Consider the following 17,283-nt stretch of genomic DNA (forward strand, 5'->3'; position numbering starts at 1 on the left):
CCATGCAATACACCTCTCAAACCCTGCCCCGCTTCCGGCCAACACCCGCCAAGCCGTATAGTTGCCCCATCCACGCTTTGACGAGATCCCCCATGAGTGAGCAAACGCCGTACATCTTCGACGCCACGACTGCCGATTTCGACCAGTCGGTGATCGAGGCCTCTTTCAACAAACCGGTGCTGGTGGATTTCTGGGCCGAGTGGTGTGCGCCATGCAAGGCGCTGATGCCGATGCTGCAAGGCATCGCCGAGAGTTATCAGGGCGAATTGCTGCTGGCCAAGGTCAACTGCGACATCGAGCAGGACATCGTCGCCCGTTTCGGTATTCGCAGCCTGCCAACCGTGGTGCTGTTCAAGGACGGTCAACCGGTCGACGGTTTTGCCGGTGCGCAACCGGAATCCGCCGTGCGTGCCCTGCTTGAGCCGCACGTGCAAATGCCACCGCCGGCCGCCGCCGATCCGTTCGAGCAGGCTCAGGCGTTGTTCGATGACGGTCGTTACGCCGATGCCGAAGCGGCGCTGGTGGTGATGCTCACTGAAGACAACAGCAACGCCAAAGCGCTGATTCTCTACGCGCGCTGCCTGACCGAACGTGGCGAACTGGACGAAGCGCAAACCGTGCTCGATGCGGTCAAAAGCGATGAACACAAAGCCGCACTGGCCGGGGCCAAGGCACAGATCAAGTTCCTCGGACTTGCTCGTGATCTGCCGGACGCCGCCGATCTGAAAGCGCGCCTGGCGAAAGATCCACAGGACGACGAAGCGGTGTATCAACTGGCGATCCAGCAATTGGCCCGCCAGCAATACGAAGCGGCGCTGGAAGCATTGCTCAAGCTGTTCATCCGCAACCGCAGCTACAGCGAAGGCCTGCCGCACAAAACCTTGCTGCAGGTGTTCGAGCTGCTGGGCAATGATCATCCGCTGGTGACGGTGTACCGCCGCAAGATGTTTGCTGCGCTTTATTAAGATCAAAAGATCGCAGCCTGCGGCAGCTCCTACACTGGGATGATGTGAACATCTGTAGGAGCTGCCGCAGGCGGCGAGCTTTGGCGCTTTACTCGATCCAGCTGTAGAGCGGCGTATCCCCGCCGCTCACCACTTTCACATCGGAACTATGGCGCAAGCGCACCAGCAAGCGTTTGCCCGCCACCGCACTGCCGGTCAGGCCTTCCAGTTGATCAAGCAGATCCGGGCCGCTGAGCTGTCCGGCCTTGCGCAACAGATCCTTGGCCAACTGCCACAAGGCATCGTCCTGATTCAGCGGTTTCGCCGCCGGGGCTGCCGCGACCGCTTCAGATTGAGCAACCGGCGCCTGCCCGTTCAGCGCCGAACCAAGCTTCGCCCAGTCGCCTTCATCCAGTTCCACCGTCAAATCCACCGGCACGTCGCCGACGGTTCCGCGTATCCGCAACATTGAGTCCGCTCCTGCACTTTTCTGACCTGCATGCTCCCACGGGACTTGTGCAACGCCAAGTAAAGGCGCCAAACGCAACTGGCAATTGTTGGGTAATCGACTACATTGGTCTCTTTTTCGCGGGAAGGATCCCAATGTCTTCAGGACGAAAACTGGCCTCAAAAGGAGGCCCGACCTCTACGGGTGGCGTGGTACTTGAGGGAAATGAAAACCTCAATATCGAAGGAAAAATAATCGCCTCCATCGGACAACTCGCCAGTTGTCCGGTTTGCGGTCCCGGCAAAGGTCCGATCGTGGCGGTGGGCGAAAGAACGCTGATATTGCCTGCTGGCCCCGCTGCGTTGGTAGATGATTATGTCGCCTGCGGCTGCCCGCCCATGTCCAACAAACTGCTGCCTCAACAACACAGTGGTTTCGCCGGAATAGGCCGCCCCGCCCCTATCGACATGGGGCCACCGATTGTTGCGCTGACTTCGTATCGTTACCTGCAGGTAATCATCGAACGCTTGGACGACGGCGAAAAGCCTGGACTGTCCTACAAACTCAAGGACAAAAAAAAGGTGGCTGTCTTGCAAGACAGCACCTGCAGCGCCACGGGTGAAGGCTGCGAACACAAAGTAGAAAACCACGCGGATTACGACACTTTGTTGGTCGGTGAAGATTCCGAGTGGACGTTTTATGCCTACGAAGAACCGTTGCAACAGGATCTGTCATGAAATCGGAAATCAAACTGATCTTTAAAGACTTTCTGATGCAGCCACCAAAAGGCATCAAGTTTCAGATGCTGGTGGATGGATCGATCATCGACGACAACATTATTCAGAACGATGACAAACCGCGCATTTACTCGCTCATATCTGACAAGGGACAAACCGGCATTACCCTTTCGGGTACAACGACATTGCCATCAATAAAAACCCGAGAGAGCCACGAAGTTACTGTTCAGATCGTCGGCTCATCGGGAGCGACAAAGGCGATGCACACAGCCACGCTGACCGAAGGCAAATCCCTGTCGATCGTCGCTGTTTCACCGTGGGTGAAGGTACCCTTGTCCACAAGCGGCGCCGTTTCCAATGACACCTTTTACGAGGTGGAGTACGGGGTCAAACGAAAAAATGAGACCCGTACCGTGAAAGTGGTCATCCAGGATATGCCGCGCCGAATATTGATGGAGGCGCTTTCACACCGAGGTTCGACCGTATGGGCCGGTAACAAAGTTAAACACTCTTTACCGCATCCAACACTTAAGAAAAGCGTGGAATTCCGGGCGGAATCAAACAAGTGCAATGTGTTCGTCTATGACGTATTGACCGCAATCGGTGTCAATGTGGCGATGATCGAACATGGCTCTTCAAAGTATGTTCCGGGTTATTCCAAAGTGAGTCCGCCGACCGCAGGAGAATGGGCAGACGAAACCCGCTTGCTTAATAGCTGGAACGCCGAGAAATCACCGCTTCCCGGAGACGTCGGTGCGTATGCTGTCAATTACACTGATGCCAGCGGCCACGTAGGTTTTGTTCTGACCCAAGGTGTCTGCATTTCTGCAGGCTGGGACAAAATAGAAGTCAACGATGTCGGTTTTCGAATCGCATCTGGCAATGCCGCTCGCGATGACCACGACTTCTCCATCTTCCGACGCTACAAATACAGCAAACCACAATGAAACGTCTTTTCTGGATAATCCTGACTGCTTCACTTTTACTGATTGTGGCATGGCGATTTTTGTCGCCCGCCAACCTTTCAGCCTGTACCTACAACGACATAGCGCCGGGTCCGCTGACCGCTGTGGTCAGCAATTACTTTGAGGGCAATAGCCGCATCGACTGGCGGGATATGGTCGACCGTTTCGACATACTTTCTACTCCAGAAGGCCAAAAAATCGCTGGCCAACCAGAGCCGTACACGTGCGAAGCACTGCAGATACTACAAAGCCCGGCGTTCAGTCAGAGTGAAAAAATCTTCACCACTGCGTTGATGTTCCAGTTGCCGATAGGCCAATACATGGCCTTCATGGATCGTACCCATCAACTCTATGCAGAGGGCAAAATAGATCAGGAGGTCATGAAAGTGGTGATACGTCCACGCGGAACAGCCATCAATTACTGGTGGCTGCCAGCATGGCGCCAGCGCTTCACTCGCGATGCCCCGAGCGTACTTGATGCAAATCTGATCAATTATGTGCTATCGGGCCATTACTGGTTCGACTATCCCGGCGCAGGCTTCTGACTCTAAAAGTGTGACTTCCAATCTAAGCACCGCCCCGGAATCTACCTTGGGCGGTGCTCAGTCATGTCTTGCGCAAAGCGGAGCGCACGGGCACACTCTGCGCACTTTCGTTATAAGATTACATAACAAACTTTTCACTTTACTTCCCGGAGACCGCCATGCGTCGTCTGCTGCTCGCTTTGCCGTTTGCCCTGTTGCCGCTGGCCATCGCCCACGCCGCCGATGAACATGACCATGACCATGAACACGGTAGCCTCGGCGCGCATGAACATGGCGTTGGTCGACTGAATGCTGCGCTCGATGGTCAGACCCTCGAACTGGAGCTGGAAAGCCCGGCGATGAACCTCGTGGGTTTCGAGCACGTTGCGACCACGGATGCCGACAAAGCCAAAGTTGCCGCTGCCCGCGCGCAACTGGAAAAACCGCTGGCCCTGTTCAGCCTTCCCGCCGCTGCCGGTTGCAAGGTCGTCAGCCAGGAACTGGAAAGCCCGCTGTTCGGCGACAAGCCCGATGCCGATGACCATGACCATGACGACGATGAAGCGGACAAGGACGGTCACGAGCATCACCACGACCACAGCGAAATCCACGCGCATTACCAATTCAGCTGCGCTATGCCGGGTGCGTTGAAGACCCTGGACCTGGCTAACGTCTTCAATACCTTCCCGGCGACACAGAAAATTCAGGTACAACTGATCAGCGCGAACGGCCAGCAAGGCACGGAAGTAACTGCCAAGACTGCGTCGCTGAAATTCTGATCACTCATTGAAAATCCCCTGTAGGAGCTGTCGAGTGAAACGAGGCTGCGATCTTTTGATTGTAAAAAAACAGGATCAAAAGATCGCAGCCTTCGGCAGCTCCTACAGGAGGCTCTGTGTCCAACCATGAAACTGGTGCCATGACCCAAGCACTCATCGAACTGTCCGACCTGGGCTTCAACTGGCCCGGTCATCCGCCATTGCTGGACATCCCGGCGTTTCGTCTGGAAGCGGGCGAAACCTTGTTCCTCAAAGGCCCCAGCGGCAGCGGCAAGACCACCTTGCTCGGTTTGCTCGGCGGTGTGCAGAAACCCGGTCGCGGCAGCATTCGACTGCTCGGCCAGGAACTCACCGAACTTTCCGCCGGCGCCCGCGACACCTTCCGTGTCGATCACACCGGCTATATTTTCCAGCAGTTCAACTTGCTGCCATTTCTCTCGGTACGCGAGAACGTTGAGCTGCCGTGTCACTTTTCCAAGCTGCGCGCGCAACGGGCAAAACAGCGCCACGGTAGCGTCGATCAAGCCGCCGCCACCCTGCTCGCCCACTTGGGTTTGAAGGATGAAAGCATCCTCAGTCGCCGCGCTGACTCGTTGTCCATCGGTCAACAGCAAAGGGTTGCCGCCGCGCGCGCATTGATCGGTCAGCCAGAACTGGTCATCGCCGACGAACCGACCTCGGCACTGGATTACGACGCCCGGGAAAACTTTATTCGCCTGCTGTTCGCCGAATGCCGCGAGGCCGGATCGAGTCTGCTGTTCGTCAGCCACGACCAGAGTCTGGCGCCGCTGTTCGACCGTCACCTGTCCCTGGCCGAACTCAATCGCGCCGCCACGTCTGCCGAGGTCTGAGATGTATCTGTTTCGTCTGGCCATGGCCAGCCTGGCCAACCGCCGCTTCACCGCTTTGCTCACCGCATTTGCGATCGCCCTGTCGGTGTGCCTGCTGCTGGCCGTTGAACGAGTACGCACCGAGGCCAAAGCCAGTTTCGCCAGCACCATCAGCGGCACCGACCTGATCGTCGGCGCACGCTCCGGCTCGGTGAACCTGCTGCTGTACTCGGTGTTCCGCATCGGCAATGCCACCAACAATATTCGCTGGGACAGCTTCGAGCACTTTGCCAACAACCCGAAAGTGAAGTGGGCAATTCCGATGTCCCTCGGCGACTCCCATCGCGGTTATCGCGTGATGGGCACCACCGAAGCCTATTTCGAGCATTACCAGTACGGTCGCCAGCAACACCTGCAATTGGCCGACGGTCGCGCGTTTACCACCGATCCGTTTGAAGTGGTGCTCGGTGCGGAAGTGGCCGAGGCGCTGCATTACAAGCTCGGCGACCAACTGGTGCTGGCCCACGGCGTGGCGGCGATCAGCCTGGTCAAGCACGACGACAAACCGTTCACCGTGGTCGGCATTCTCAAGCGTACCGGTACACCCGTGGATCGCACCTTGCACATCAGCCTCGGCGGCATGGAGGCGATTCACATCGACTGGCATAACGGCGTACCGGCGCGAGGTAACGGCCGAATCAGCGCCGATCAGGCCCGCAACATGGACCTGACGCCGCAAGCGATCACCGCTTTCATGCTTGGCCTCAACAGCAAGATTTCGACGTTTGCGCTGCAACGCGAGATCAACGAATTCCGTGGCGAGCCGATGCTGGCGATTCTGCCGGGCGTGGCCTTGCAAGAGTTGTGGAGCCTGATGAGCACCGCCGAAAAAGCGCTGTTTGTGGTTTCGCTGTTTGTGGTGCTGACCGGGTTGATCGGCATGCTCACGGCGATTCTCACCAGCCTCAACGAACGGCGGCGCGAGATGGCAATTCTGCGTTCGGTGGGTGCGCGGCCGTGGCATATTGCAAGTCTGCTGGTGTTGGAAGCTTTTGCTTTGGCGCTGACCGGGGTGATCGCCGGCGTTGCGTTGCTGTACATCGGTATCGCCGCTGCGCAGGGTTACGTGCAGGCCAATTACGGCTTGTACCTGCCGCTGGCGTGGCCGAGCGAGTATGAATGGACGCTGCTCGGTGGCATTCTGGCGGCCGCGCTGCTGATGGGCAGTGTGCCGGCCTGGCGCGCTTATCGCCAATCTTTGGCCGATGGCCTGTCGATCCGTTTATGAGGATGTTCACCATGCCCCGCGCCGTACTCGCGCTGCTGTTGCTGATCGCCCTGCCCGCATGGGCCGCGGCGCCGAAAGACCTGACGTGGTCGGAAATGATCCCGCCGGATGCCGCGCCGGAAGTGCCGAACATGACACCTCTGCACGACATGTCGAAGATGAGCGACGCGCTATCGGCGGAGTCCGCGCCAGCAGCGAAGCAGGACCTGCCGAACGCGCCGGTGGTGCAATCACTCGACGGTCAGAACATTCGTTTGCCGGGCTACATCGTGCCGCTGGAAGTCAATGAAGAAGGACGCACCACGGACTTTCTGCTGGTGCCGTATTTCGGCGCGTGCATCCATGTGCCGCCACCGCCGTCGAACCAGATTGTGCATGTGAAAAGCGAGTTGGGCGTGAAGCTTGATGAGTTGTATCAGCCGTACTGGGTCGAAGGACCGTTGCAGGTCAAGGCGTCGAGCAGTGAACTGGCGGATGCCGGGTATCAGATGGATGCCGACAAGATTTATGTGTATGAGCTGCCGGAGTAAATCCCGGTAGTTTCAAGATCAAAAGATCGCAGCCTTCGGCAGCTCCTACAGAGGATCATGTTTCTCTGTAGGAGCTGCCGAAGGCTGCGATCTTTTGCGGCCTCCACTGTTTCATTGAGCTGAGTCAAAAGACCGTATCAGTTGGCTTCGTACCATAGGACATCAGACATTTTTAACGTCCTTTCGGAGCCCCCATGAACAAGTCCTTGCTCAGCGCCTCGCTGTTTGCCCTCGCGCTCGCAGCCCCGCTCGCCCACGCCCACGAAGCCGGTGACATTCTCATTCGCGCCGGTGCGATCACCGTCAACCCGAAGGCCGACAGTTCCAGCGTCAAGGTCGATCAGGGCCCGTTGAGCGGCACCAATCTGGGCGGCAAGGCGACCATGAGCAGCGACACCCAACTGGGTCTGAACTTCGCCTACATGCTCACCGATCACGTCGGCCTCGAACTGCTCGCAGCCACGCCATTCGAGCACGACGTCAAGATCAAGGGCACTGCTCTGTCAGCGGCCAATGGCAAGCTCGGCACCCTGAAACACCTGCCGCCAACCCTCAGCGTCGTCTACTACCCGCTGGACTCGACGTCGCCGTTCCAGCCGTATGTCGGTGGCGGTATCAACTACACCTGGATCTATGACGAACACGTCGGCAGCGAAGCCAGCGCCAACGGCTTCAGCAACTTCAAGGCGCAAAACTCCTGGGGTCTGGCCTGGCAGGTCGGTGCCGACTACATGCTGACCGACAACATCATGCTCAACGCCCAAGTGCGTTACATCGACATCGACACCCGCGCCACCGTCGAGAACAACGCCGTTGCGCCGGGCACTCGCGCACGGGTCAACGTGGATGTCGATCCGTTCATCTACATGGTCGGTTTGGGCTATAAGTTCTAAGTCGATTGACCGAACGTTCACGTGGTGGTGAATGAGGCTTGGTGGTGAGCAGGCATAGAACTGACGGCGACCTTACGCAGTCGATCGGGGGATAACATCCCCTCGCCACAGGAGTAGCGACATATTCCGGCCGTGAAAAAGGCGCCTGTCAAAGGGCGCCTTTTTCATGTCCGCTGCAAACCTGTGGCGTGAGTCAGATTTCCCCCCTCACCCCAGCCCTCTCCCTCAGGGAGAGGGGGAAAGGGAGCCGATTTGTGGTGTCTTCAAAACCTGAGCTCGACTCGATATTTCAGGTCGATGTATCTCGTCCAGACACCTCGGTCAGTCCCCTCTCCCTCTGGGAGAGGGTTAGGCGGGCGGCGTTCCGATGAGGGGACTTTCAAGAGCGCCCCAACAACCGCGCCAACCCCACGCTCATCGGCGTCTGCTGCGGCAGCTTGAAGCGCTCCAGCAAACGAGCGTTATTCGCCCGCGAATGACGGATGTCACCAGAGCGCGCCGGTCCGTAGTTGACGGGTGGCAGCTCACCGACCACCGCTTGCAGGGCTTCAAGCATCTGCTTGAGGCTCATCGACTGATTCCAGCCGACGTTCACCGCACCGACTTCGACCTCAGACTTTTCGATCGCCTGCACCAGCAGATCGACCAGGTCTTCGACATACAGAAAATCGCGCGTCTGCTCACCATCACCGAACACGGTAATGGGCAGGCCTTTCTGCGCGCGTTCACTGAAGATGCTGATCACTCCGGAATACGGCGAGGACGGATCCTGACGCGGGCCGAAGATGTTGAAGAAGCGGAAAATCACTGGCTCCAGGCCATGCTGGCGGCGATAGAAATCGAAATAATGCTCGCCCGCCAGTTTGTCCGAGGCATAAGGCGTCAGCGGGGCTTTGGGCGTGTCTTCATCAATCGACTCGCCCTCGCCATTGTTGCCGTACACCGCTGCGCTGGAGGCATACAACACACGTTTGACCCCGGCCAGACGCATGGCTTCGCAGACATTCAGCGTGCCGATGAAGTTGCTCTGGTGAGTCTTCACCGGGTCATCCACCGATGCTTGCACCGACGCCACCGCCGCCAGGTGAGCGACAGCGCTGCAGCCTTGCATGGCCTTGGCCACCAGCGACGCATCGGCGACATCACCGACAATCAGCTCGACCTTGGGATTGTCCAGCGGCAGGTTGCTGCGCTTGCCCGTCGACAAATCGTCGAGGATGCGCACCGAATGGCCTTGAGCAAGCAAGGCATCGGTCAGGTGCGAGCCAATGAAACCGGCTCCGCCGGTGATTAAAACAGTCCCTTCAGCCATGACGGTAGAACCTATCCAGTAAGCCCGGGAGTGCGGCACGCCAGGCGCGCGGCTTGATCCCGAAAGTGTGCAGAATTTTCTTGCAGGCCAGCACGGCATGTTGCGGCTCTTCGGCAGCGTCCGGCCGCGCGGCATGAGCCTGAGCAGTCGGAGCTTCGATGGCCAGGGCGTGCAGGCTGCGCGCTTCGGTCAGAATCGCCTGGCCCAGCGCCAGCGGCGTGGTCGCCTCGTGGCCAGCGTAATGGTAAGTGCCCCACAGCGGCGCGGCGCAATCGAGTTGCTTGAGCACCGAAATGATCACTCGCGCGGCATCGTCGACCGGGGTCGGATTGCCACGGCGGTCATCGGCCAGGAGCAATTCATCCGGTTGCTCGGCGCGAGCGAGGAAACGCCCAAGGGTGCCGTCCGGACTGTCATCGAGCAGCCAGCCGAAACGTAGCAGTACATGCTGCGGGCAAGTGGCGCGAACGCTTTGTTCGATGCGCCACAACGCCTGACCGCGCAGACCCAGCGGCACCGGTTCGTCTTTTTCGCTGTACGCCGTGGCACGCGAACCATCGAACACCCGATAACTGGAAGGCTGGACGAGGACGATGTTGTGGTGCTGGCACAGTTCGGCCAGACGTTCGATGGCACGTTCCTGCCCGGCCATGCGGCTTTCGCTGACGGCCTCGGCCTGGAACCAGTCGAAATAGTAGGCGAGGTTGATCAACGCATCGGGACGGGTGTCGTCGAGCAGTTGCGTCAGGCTCGCGGCATCCCAGCCGTCTTCGGGCGGGCGGGGGGCGAGGAAACCGATGTCTTCCTCTGCACCGAGGCGAATCAGCGCCTGCCCAAGGGCATTTCCGCCGCCCAGTAACATAAGGCGCATTCGCATAGAGTCAGCAGGCCCAGTCTGATTGGAACGATGGCTTTAGCGACGGATCTCGTGGAACCGTCGTCGATAATTACCGGAATCGTTGCATTTTGCGGGTTTAGTGCGCAACCGTCATCCGTAAAGTGTAGATCGCCGGGATTTGTGTCGCCTCGACTGGCGCCATCGCGAGCAGGCTCACTCCTACAATTGAAATGCATTCGCCCTGTAGGAGCGAGCCTGCTCGCGATTCGGCCCCGCCAGACGCTGAAGATCCCGGCGGTACTTGCATCTTCCCGCCCGCGCCCGCATAACTTAAGCCATGAATCTGCCCATCCCCACGGACGCGGCCCTGGCAGGCTTTCACCCCGCCGTCAGCGCCTGGTTCAGCAAGACCTTCCCGACGGTCACCGCCGCCCAGGCCCGCGCATGGCCGCTGATCCGCCAGCGCCGTTCGACGCTGATCGCCGCCCCCACCGGCTCCGGTAAAACCCTCACCGCGTTTCTCGCCGTGCTCGACGATCTCGTGCACCGAGGCCTGGAAAACCCCGATGGCCTGCCCGACGAAACGCTGGTGGTGTACGTCTCGCCCCTCAAAGCGCTGTCCAACGACATTCGCATCAACCTGCAACATCCACTGGCCGGGATAACCGAACAACTGCGGCAGATGAGTCTGCCCGAGCTGCAAATCACCACCGCCGTGCGCACCGGTGACACACCGCAAAAAGAACGCGCGGCCATGCGCAAATCGGCGCCGCATATTCTGGTGACCACGCCGGAATCACTGTACGTGCTGCTCGGTTCCGAATCCGGACGCAAAATGCTCGGCACCACACGCACCGTGATCATCGATGAAATCCACGCCATGGCCGCCGGCAAGCGCGGCAGTCACTTGGTCCTGAGCCTTGAAAGACTGCAAGCGTTATGCACCGAACCGCTGACCCGCATCGGCCTGTCCGCCACCCAGAAACCGGTCGAAGCCGTGGCGCAGTTCCTCGTTGGCCATGATCGTCCCTGCGAGATCATCGACATCGGCCACGCCCGGCCACGGGATCTTGGCATCGAAGTACCGCCGGTGCCGTTGTCAGCAGTGATGGCCAACGATGTCTGGGAATTGGTCTACGACCGCCTCGCCGAACTCGCTCGCGAGCACCGCACCACGCTGATTTTCGTCAACACCCGGCGCCTGGCCGAGCGTCTTAGCCGACACCTCAGTGAACGCCTCGGCAAACAAGCCGTGGCGGCGCATCACGGCAGTCTGGCCAAGGAATTTCGCCTCGACGCCGAACAACGCCTCAAGCGCGGCGAACTGCAGGTATTGATCGCGACCGCTTCGCTGGAATTGGGCATCGATATCGGTGAAGTCGATCTGGTCTGTCAGATCGCCTCGCCGCGCTCCATCGCCGGGTTTCTGCAAAGGGTTGGCCGTTCCGGGCACCAGGTTGGCGGCACGCCCAAGGGTCGCCTGTTCGCCACCACCCGCGACGACCTGATCGAATGCGCCGCCCTGCTCGACTGCGTGCGCCGCGGTGAGCTCGACACCTTGCACATTCCCGCCGCGCCGCTGGATGTGCTGGCGCAACAGATCATCGCCGAAGTCAGTTGTCAGGAATGGCCGGAGGACGCCTTGCTGGCGATGTTCCGCCGCGCCTCGCCCTATCGCGACCTCGACGAAAAACACTATCAAGCCCTGCTGAGCATGCTCGCCGAAGGCTACAACGGCCGCCAGGGTATCCGCAGCGCCTACCTGCACCGCGACGCCGTCAGCCGCACTTTGCGTGGCCGGCGCGGCGCGCAACTGACGGCCGTGACCAGCGGCGGCACCATCCCCGACAACGCTGACTACAGCGTGATGCTCGAGCCGCAAGGCCTGAACATCGGCAGCGTCAATGAAGACTTCGCCGTGGAAAGCATTGCCGGCGATGTGTTCCAGCTTGGCAATACCTCCTACCGGATCCTGCGCGTGGAAGCCGGCAAGGTGCGCGTCGAAGATGCCCACGGCCAGCCGCCGACCATTCCGTTCTGGCTCGGCGAGGCGCCGGGGCGCAGCGATGAATTGTCATCCGCTGTCGCACGTCTGCAAGCACAGCTCGACTCGCTACTCGGCGCCAGCCCCGGCGATCTGCAACCGGCGCTCGACTGGCTGACGCAGACCCTCGGCCTCAACCGCGCCAGCGCCGAGCAACTGGTCGAGTATCTGGCCCGAGCCCGGCAGACCCTCGGCGCCCTGCCCTCGCAGGACACGCTGCTGATGGAGCGTTTTTTCGACGAGTCCGGCGGCACTCAACTGATTATCCATTCACCGTTCGGCAGCCGCATCAACCGCGCCTGGGGACTGGCCTTGCGCAAGCGTTTCTGCCGCACCTTCAACTTCGAATTGCAGGCTGCCGCCAGCGAGGACGCCATCGTGCTGTCGCTGTCCACCAGCCACAGTTTTGAACTCGATGACGTCTGGCGTTACCTGCACAGCAGCAGTGCCGAGCATGTCCTGATTCAAGCGGTGCTCGATGCGCCGCTGTTCGGCGTGCGCTGGCGCTGGAATGCCGGAGTGGCGTTGGCGCTGCCGCGCTTTACCGGCGGGCGCAAAGTCGCCCCGCAGTTGCAGCGGATGAAAAGCGAAGACCTGATTGCCAGCGTGTTTCCCGATCAGATTGCGTGCCTGGAAAACCTCGCCGGTGAACGGGAAATTCCCGCTCACCCGTTGATCGAACAAACCCTCGACGATTGCCTGCACGAGGCGATGGACAGCGAAGGCTGGCTCAATCTGCTGCGGCGCATGGAGCGTGGCGAGGTGCGTCTGATCAGCCGCGATCTGCCGGCGCCCTCACCGCTCGCCGCTGAAATTCTCAGCGCGCGGCCGTACACCTTTCTCGACGACGCACCGCTGGAAGAACGCCGAACCCAGGCGGTGATCAACCGGCGCTGGAGCGATCCGCAATCGACTGATGATCTCGGTGCGCTGGATACCGATGCGATTGCCGCCGTGCGTGAAGAAGCGTGGCCGACGCCGAACGCTGTGGACGAAATGAATGAGGCGCTGATGAGCCTGGCGTGCATCAGCGAGGCTGAAGTGCAAGCGAACGAAGGTTGGCGTGCATGGCTGGAAACCCTGACCAGCAGCGGTCGCGCCTGCCGTCTGCAGATCGACTCCGAGCATTGTTTATGGCTCGCCCGTGAACGCCTGACCTGCCTGCAAACGCTTTATCCACAGGCGATTGTGCAACCCGAGTTGGAGGCGTTGCCGGGATTCGCTGAAATCTGGACGTTGGATGAAGCCTTGGTCGAGGTGATCCGCGCGCGTCTCGGTGCGTTCGGCCCACTGCCGTTATCCGCTATTGCCGAACCGCTCGCGTTAGCGCCTGCTCAGGTCCAGCAAGCCCTTGCCCAACTGGAACGCGAAGGCTATGTGTTACGTGGCCAATTCACGCCGAAAATCAATGTCGAGCAATGGTGCGAACGGCATTTGCTCGCGCGCATTCATCGCTACACGGTCAAGCGCCTGCGCCGGGAAATCGAACCGGTCGCGCTGCAGGATTTCATGCGGTTTCTGTTCGACTGGCAGCATCTGTCGCCCGCGACTCGGGGTCAGGGCAGCGCCATATTGCCGGCGATTGTCGGCCAGTTCGAAGGTTACGCGGCGGCGGCTTCGGCGTGGGACAGCGACCTGCTCCCGGCCCGTCTCAAGGACTATTCACCGAGCTGGCTGGATGACCTGTGCCGCAACGGCAAACTGGTGTGGACGCGCCTCAGCGCCCGGCAAAAAATCAGCGGCACGGCGTTGCGCAGCACGCCGATCGTGTTGCTGCCACGCAATCAGGTGGGTGTATGGAGTGCATTGGCTGAGCAGACGCCGGTAAGCGAACTGTCGCCGAAAACCCAAAAGGTTTTTGAAGCGCTGAGCCAGCACGGTGCGCTGTTTTTCGATGAGCTGATTCATGAAGCGCACCTGCTGCGCACCGAACTGGAGATCGCCTTGCAGGAGCTGGTCGGCGCTGGCCTGGTAAACGCCGACAGCTTCGCCGGCCTGCGCGCGTTGATCACCCCGGCAAGCAAGCGCCAGCAGCGCAGCAGTCGTCGCGGGCGCGGCGCGTTTGTGGGTGGGATGGACGATGCCGGGCGTTGGGCATTGCTGCGGCGCGGGGCCGCTGTGGATAACAGCGAGACGCTGGAGCACGTCGCGATGACCTTATTGCGGCGCTACGGCGTAGTGTTCTGGCGCCTGCTCGAACGTGAGGCGGATTGGTTGCCGAGTTGGCGGGAATTGCTGCGAACGTTTCATCGCCTGGAAGCGCGGGGCGAGATTCGTGGCGGGCGGTTTGTCAGTGGTTTGGCGGGGGAACAGTTTGCCTTGCCCGAAGCGATTCCATTACTGCGCGAAGTACGTCGGCGGCCGCATGACGGCAGTCTGGTGGCGGTGTGTGGGGTTGATCCGCTGAATTTGGCCGGGACGTTATTGCCAGGGGTGAAAGTGCCGGCGCTGGTGAGTAATCGGCTGGTGTATCGCGATGGGTTGCCGGCGGCGGCGGAGATTGCCGGCAAGCAGCAGTTCTGGCTGGAGCTGGATCAGGTCGCCATGGAGCAGGTGCGCAGCAAGCTGATCCGGCATTGGGTGAGTTGAACCGACGCCTTCGCGAGCAGGCTCGCTCCCACAGTTTGATCGCGTTCCCCCTGTGGGAGCGAGCCTGCTCGCGAAGGCGTCAGCAGCCCTACACCAGAACATGCTCTATGTCCGCGATTGCTGCGGCACCTCACTCGCCACCACCGCCCCCTCCTGCTGCCGTTTCGGCAACAAAACCTGCTGTGGATAAGTCTGCGCGAAATGCACCTGCGGGCTGTTATCCACAAGCTTCTTCAAACGCTGGTTGAACGCCCGGCTCACCGCATACTGGCCGCCCGACACCGTTCTGAACTGCGCCGTCAGCACCACGCCGTTCAAATCCATCCTGTCCACGCCAAACACATCCAGCGGCCCTTGCAGGTTGTACTTGAGGAACGGGTCTTCACGAATCGAATCGCCCGTCTCGCGGATCAACTCAATGGCCTTGTCGACATCCGTGTCATAGGTGAACTGCACCGAGAAAAACGCAAAGGCAAACTGCCGCGATTGGTTGGTCACTGCCTTGATCTGGCCGAACGGCACCGAGTGCACAAAACCTTTACCGTCACGCAGGCGCAGCGTGCGAATGGTCAACCCTTCGACCGTACCGGCATGGCCCGAGTCGAGCACCACCCAATCGCCAATCGACAGGGTGTCTTCGATGATGATGAACAGCCCGGTGATCACGTCCTGCACCAGTTGCTGCGAGCCGAAACCGATGGCCAGCCCGACCACCCCGGCACCCGCCAGCAGTGGCGCGACGTTGATCCCCAGATTGGCCATGGTGGTGATCGCGCAGATCACCACGAGGATGATTTTGATCGCGTTGCGCAGCAGCGGCAGAATGGTTTTTACCCGCGTACTCGGCTGGCGCACCGCGCGTCTGCTGAGTGGCGGTTTCAGTGCCTCCTGAATCGCCGTGTCGAGCACCACCCACAACAGCCACGTCACCAGGAAGATCAGGCCAATGCTGCTCAACGCGTTGCTGATCGCCCGGCCGACCGTGCTGCTCTGGGCAAAATCAAGCAGCGACACGCCCCAGATCCGCCCGAGGATATCGATGAAGGCAATGGCGATGACGATCCGCAGCAAGGCATGCAAGAGGCTGAGGAAACGTTCCTTGTAGGCGCTGCTGCGCTGGATCGCTTCGGCCTTTCGTGACTTGAACAAGTGCTGCAGGATCGTGCTGAGGAATACCGTGCCGATTAACAAAACCGTGGTCAACAGAGCGCAGCGCAGGGCTTTCTGATTGTCCTCGCCGATGCCGATCAGATTGACCGCCGAGACCAGCACCATCAGCACAATCGGCCAATACCACAGCCCCGAGAAAATCCGCAGCGATTCCTGTAATGAGGGTTGTTTCAAGCGCTGGCTCAGCGAACGATTACGGATCAGATGCGCCACCGGGCGACGCAGGCGAATCACCAGTAAACCGAAAATGATCGAGGCGATCAGCCCGGTGAACACCGCAATACTGCTGGTGATATTGCCACCCAATTGACGAGCGATCTGCGGGCTGGTCAGCGCGTCGCTGAGGGCCGCGAGGAAGCCAATCAGGAACAGCGGACGCGGGCAATAATCACGAATGATCCGCGCCGCCGGACGTTTATGGCCGATGTTGAACATCACCACCACGCACAGCAACATCGAGGTGGAAAAGATGCCGCTGCTAGTGGCGTAGGCCAGACATAGCGCCAGTGCACGGCCTACCGAAGCTTGCAGAAAATGGCTGACGTACAGGGTCAGCGGCAGACAGATCAGCGCCGGCACGGTGTACGGCAGCAAGTAACCGAGCAGGTCCTGACTGCGCTGACGGGTGCGCAGCCATCGCCCCTCACCCAAGCGTTTGGCCAACAGGCTGCCAAGCACGGTCAATAACGCGAAACTGCCGAGCCAGACGCCCGACAGCGTGAGGAAATCCCCGGCGACGCTCCAGCCCGAGCGGTTCGACGGTTGATTGACCAGTTTGTCGACTTCATCGGCGGCACGATCGGCGCGCAGGCGCCAGGCATCGACCAGGTGTTCGTTGAGGTCGAGTTTGTCCTGGACGTCGTCGATGCTCGAACTGATCGCACCGAGCAGCCCGCCCTGCACAATCGGTTCAGGTTTGGCCGCTTCTTCGGTGGTGGCCGGTACGCCCGGCAATGCGGCGGCGTCGATTTCACTGGCGCCGAGAAACAACAGTGCTCCCAGCACCATGGCGATCCTGAACTTGAGCAAAACTCCGATCTCCCGTGACTGAACCTGTAAGGAACTGATCGGTAATTGCACAGCAAGTTCAAGAGCACCCTCACAGAGCATCACCGCGAACCCGATCGTTCCCGCGCTCTGCGTGGGAATGCAGCCAGTGACGCTATGCGTCCCAAAAGCGGACGCGGAGCGTCCATTGAGGCATTCCCACGCAGAGCGCGGGAACGATCAACAAGTCCGGAGTCGAACTCAAATCCTGAGAACCCTGAAGATCCGCTCCCTTCCCCCTCGCCCCCTCTGGGAGAGAGGGTTGGGTGAGGGGGAGCGCTTTTGATCTACGCCTTGGACGTGACCGTCCGTAATGCCATCGAAACTTTCCCGAACCGCTCGCAG

General features: G+C 60.0%; 14 protein-coding genes. 10 read left to right on the top strand and 4 right to left on the bottom strand.

All coding sequences use genetic code 11. The features are described 5' to 3' along the window. Positions 1–92: 92 nt before the first annotated feature. Positions 93–965 carry a thioredoxin gene (gene trxA, locus P3G59_RS25760; RefSeq protein ID WP_277759476.1) on the top strand — a complete coding sequence of 291 codons (873 nt, stop codon included), beginning with the start codon at positions 93–95 and terminating at the stop codon, positions 963–965. Between the two features lie 88 nt (positions 966–1,053). On the opposite strand, the gene P3G59_RS25765 is transcribed toward trxA, so the two are convergent. Further along, positions 1,054–1,413: a hypothetical protein gene (locus tag P3G59_RS25765; RefSeq protein WP_277759477.1), complete on the bottom strand. Its 360-nt coding sequence runs from the start codon at positions 1,411–1,413 to the stop codon at positions 1,054–1,056. 134 nt (positions 1,414–1,547) lie between these two features. Here P3G59_RS25765 and P3G59_RS25770 point away from each other — a divergent pair, with 134 nt between their 5' ends. The 8 genes from P3G59_RS25770 to P3G59_RS25805 all read left to right on the top strand — a co-directional run bounded on the left by P3G59_RS25770 (position 1,548) and on the right by P3G59_RS25805 (position 7,938). Beyond that, positions 1,548–2,129 carry a PAAR domain-containing protein gene (locus P3G59_RS25770; RefSeq protein ID WP_277759478.1) on the top strand — a complete coding sequence of 194 codons (582 nt, stop codon included), beginning with the start codon at positions 1,548–1,550 and terminating at the stop codon, positions 2,127–2,129. Beyond that, entirely contained in the window at positions 2,126–3,076 is a 951-nt protein-coding gene (locus P3G59_RS25775; RefSeq protein WP_277759479.1) for a CHAP domain-containing protein, read from the top strand. Before P3G59_RS25770 ends, P3G59_RS25775 begins: the two co-directional genes overlap by 4 nt. Beyond that, positions 3,073–3,639: a hypothetical protein gene (locus tag P3G59_RS25780; protein WP_277759480.1), complete on the top strand. Its 567-nt coding sequence runs from the start codon at positions 3,073–3,075 to the stop codon at positions 3,637–3,639. Before P3G59_RS25775 ends, P3G59_RS25780 begins: the two co-directional genes overlap by 4 nt. A gap of 158 nt (positions 3,640–3,797) precedes the next feature. Continuing rightward, complete coding sequence (locus tag P3G59_RS25785; protein ID WP_277759481.1) at positions 3,798–4,397, top strand: DUF2796 domain-containing protein; 600 nt, start codon at positions 3,798–3,800, stop codon at positions 4,395–4,397. A gap of 140 nt (positions 4,398–4,537) precedes the next feature. Next, on the top strand, positions 4,538–5,248 hold the full coding sequence (locus P3G59_RS25790) for an ABC transporter ATP-binding protein (RefSeq protein ID WP_016984101.1): 711 nt from the start codon (positions 4,538–4,540) through the stop codon (positions 5,246–5,248). A gap of 1 nt (position 5,249) precedes the next feature. After that, positions 5,250–6,515: an ABC transporter permease gene (locus tag P3G59_RS25795; RefSeq protein ID WP_277759482.1), complete on the top strand. Its 1,266-nt coding sequence runs from the start codon at positions 5,250–5,252 to the stop codon at positions 6,513–6,515. 11 nt (positions 6,516–6,526) lie between these two features. Further along, positions 6,527–7,045 carry a DUF3299 domain-containing protein gene (locus tag P3G59_RS25800; protein WP_277759483.1) on the top strand — a complete coding sequence of 173 codons (519 nt, stop codon included), beginning with the start codon at positions 6,527–6,529 and terminating at the stop codon, positions 7,043–7,045. A 194-nt stretch (positions 7,046–7,239) separates the two neighbouring features. Beyond that, positions 7,240–7,938, top strand: a complete 699-nt coding sequence (locus P3G59_RS25805) for an OmpW family outer membrane protein (RefSeq protein WP_277759484.1) — start codon at positions 7,240–7,242, stop codon at positions 7,936–7,938. A gap of 379 nt (positions 7,939–8,317) precedes the next feature. Here the strand turns inward: P3G59_RS25805 and P3G59_RS25810 are convergent, their stop codons facing one another. Continuing rightward, positions 8,318–9,250, bottom strand: coding sequence for an NAD-dependent epimerase/dehydratase family protein (locus P3G59_RS25810; protein WP_277759485.1), 933 nt, complete (start codon positions 9,248–9,250; stop codon positions 8,318–8,320). Then, positions 9,243–10,127: a sugar nucleotide-binding protein gene (locus tag P3G59_RS25815; protein WP_277759486.1), complete on the bottom strand. Its 885-nt coding sequence runs from the start codon at positions 10,125–10,127 to the stop codon at positions 9,243–9,245. Before P3G59_RS25815 ends, P3G59_RS25810 begins: the two co-directional genes overlap by 8 nt. A 298-nt stretch (positions 10,128–10,425) precedes the next feature. Here P3G59_RS25815 and P3G59_RS25820 point away from each other — a divergent pair, with 298 nt between their 5' ends. Next, on the top strand, positions 10,426–14,721 hold the full coding sequence (locus tag P3G59_RS25820) for a DEAD/DEAH box helicase (RefSeq protein ID WP_277759487.1): 4,296 nt from the start codon (positions 10,426–10,428) through the stop codon (positions 14,719–14,721). Between the two features lie 105 nt (positions 14,722–14,826). Here P3G59_RS25820 and P3G59_RS25825 read toward each other — a convergent pair whose 3' ends face one another. Next, the gene (locus P3G59_RS25825) at positions 14,827–16,920 is read right to left on the bottom strand and encodes a mechanosensitive ion channel family protein (protein WP_277759488.1); all 2,094 of its coding nucleotides are present in this window, start codon (positions 16,918–16,920) and stop codon (positions 14,827–14,829) included. Positions 16,921–17,283: the final 363 nt, after the last annotated feature.

It is taken from the genome of Pseudomonas sp. A34-9 (assembly GCF_029543085.1).
Lineage (GTDB): Bacteria > Pseudomonadota > Gammaproteobacteria > Pseudomonadales > Pseudomonadaceae > Aquipseudomonas.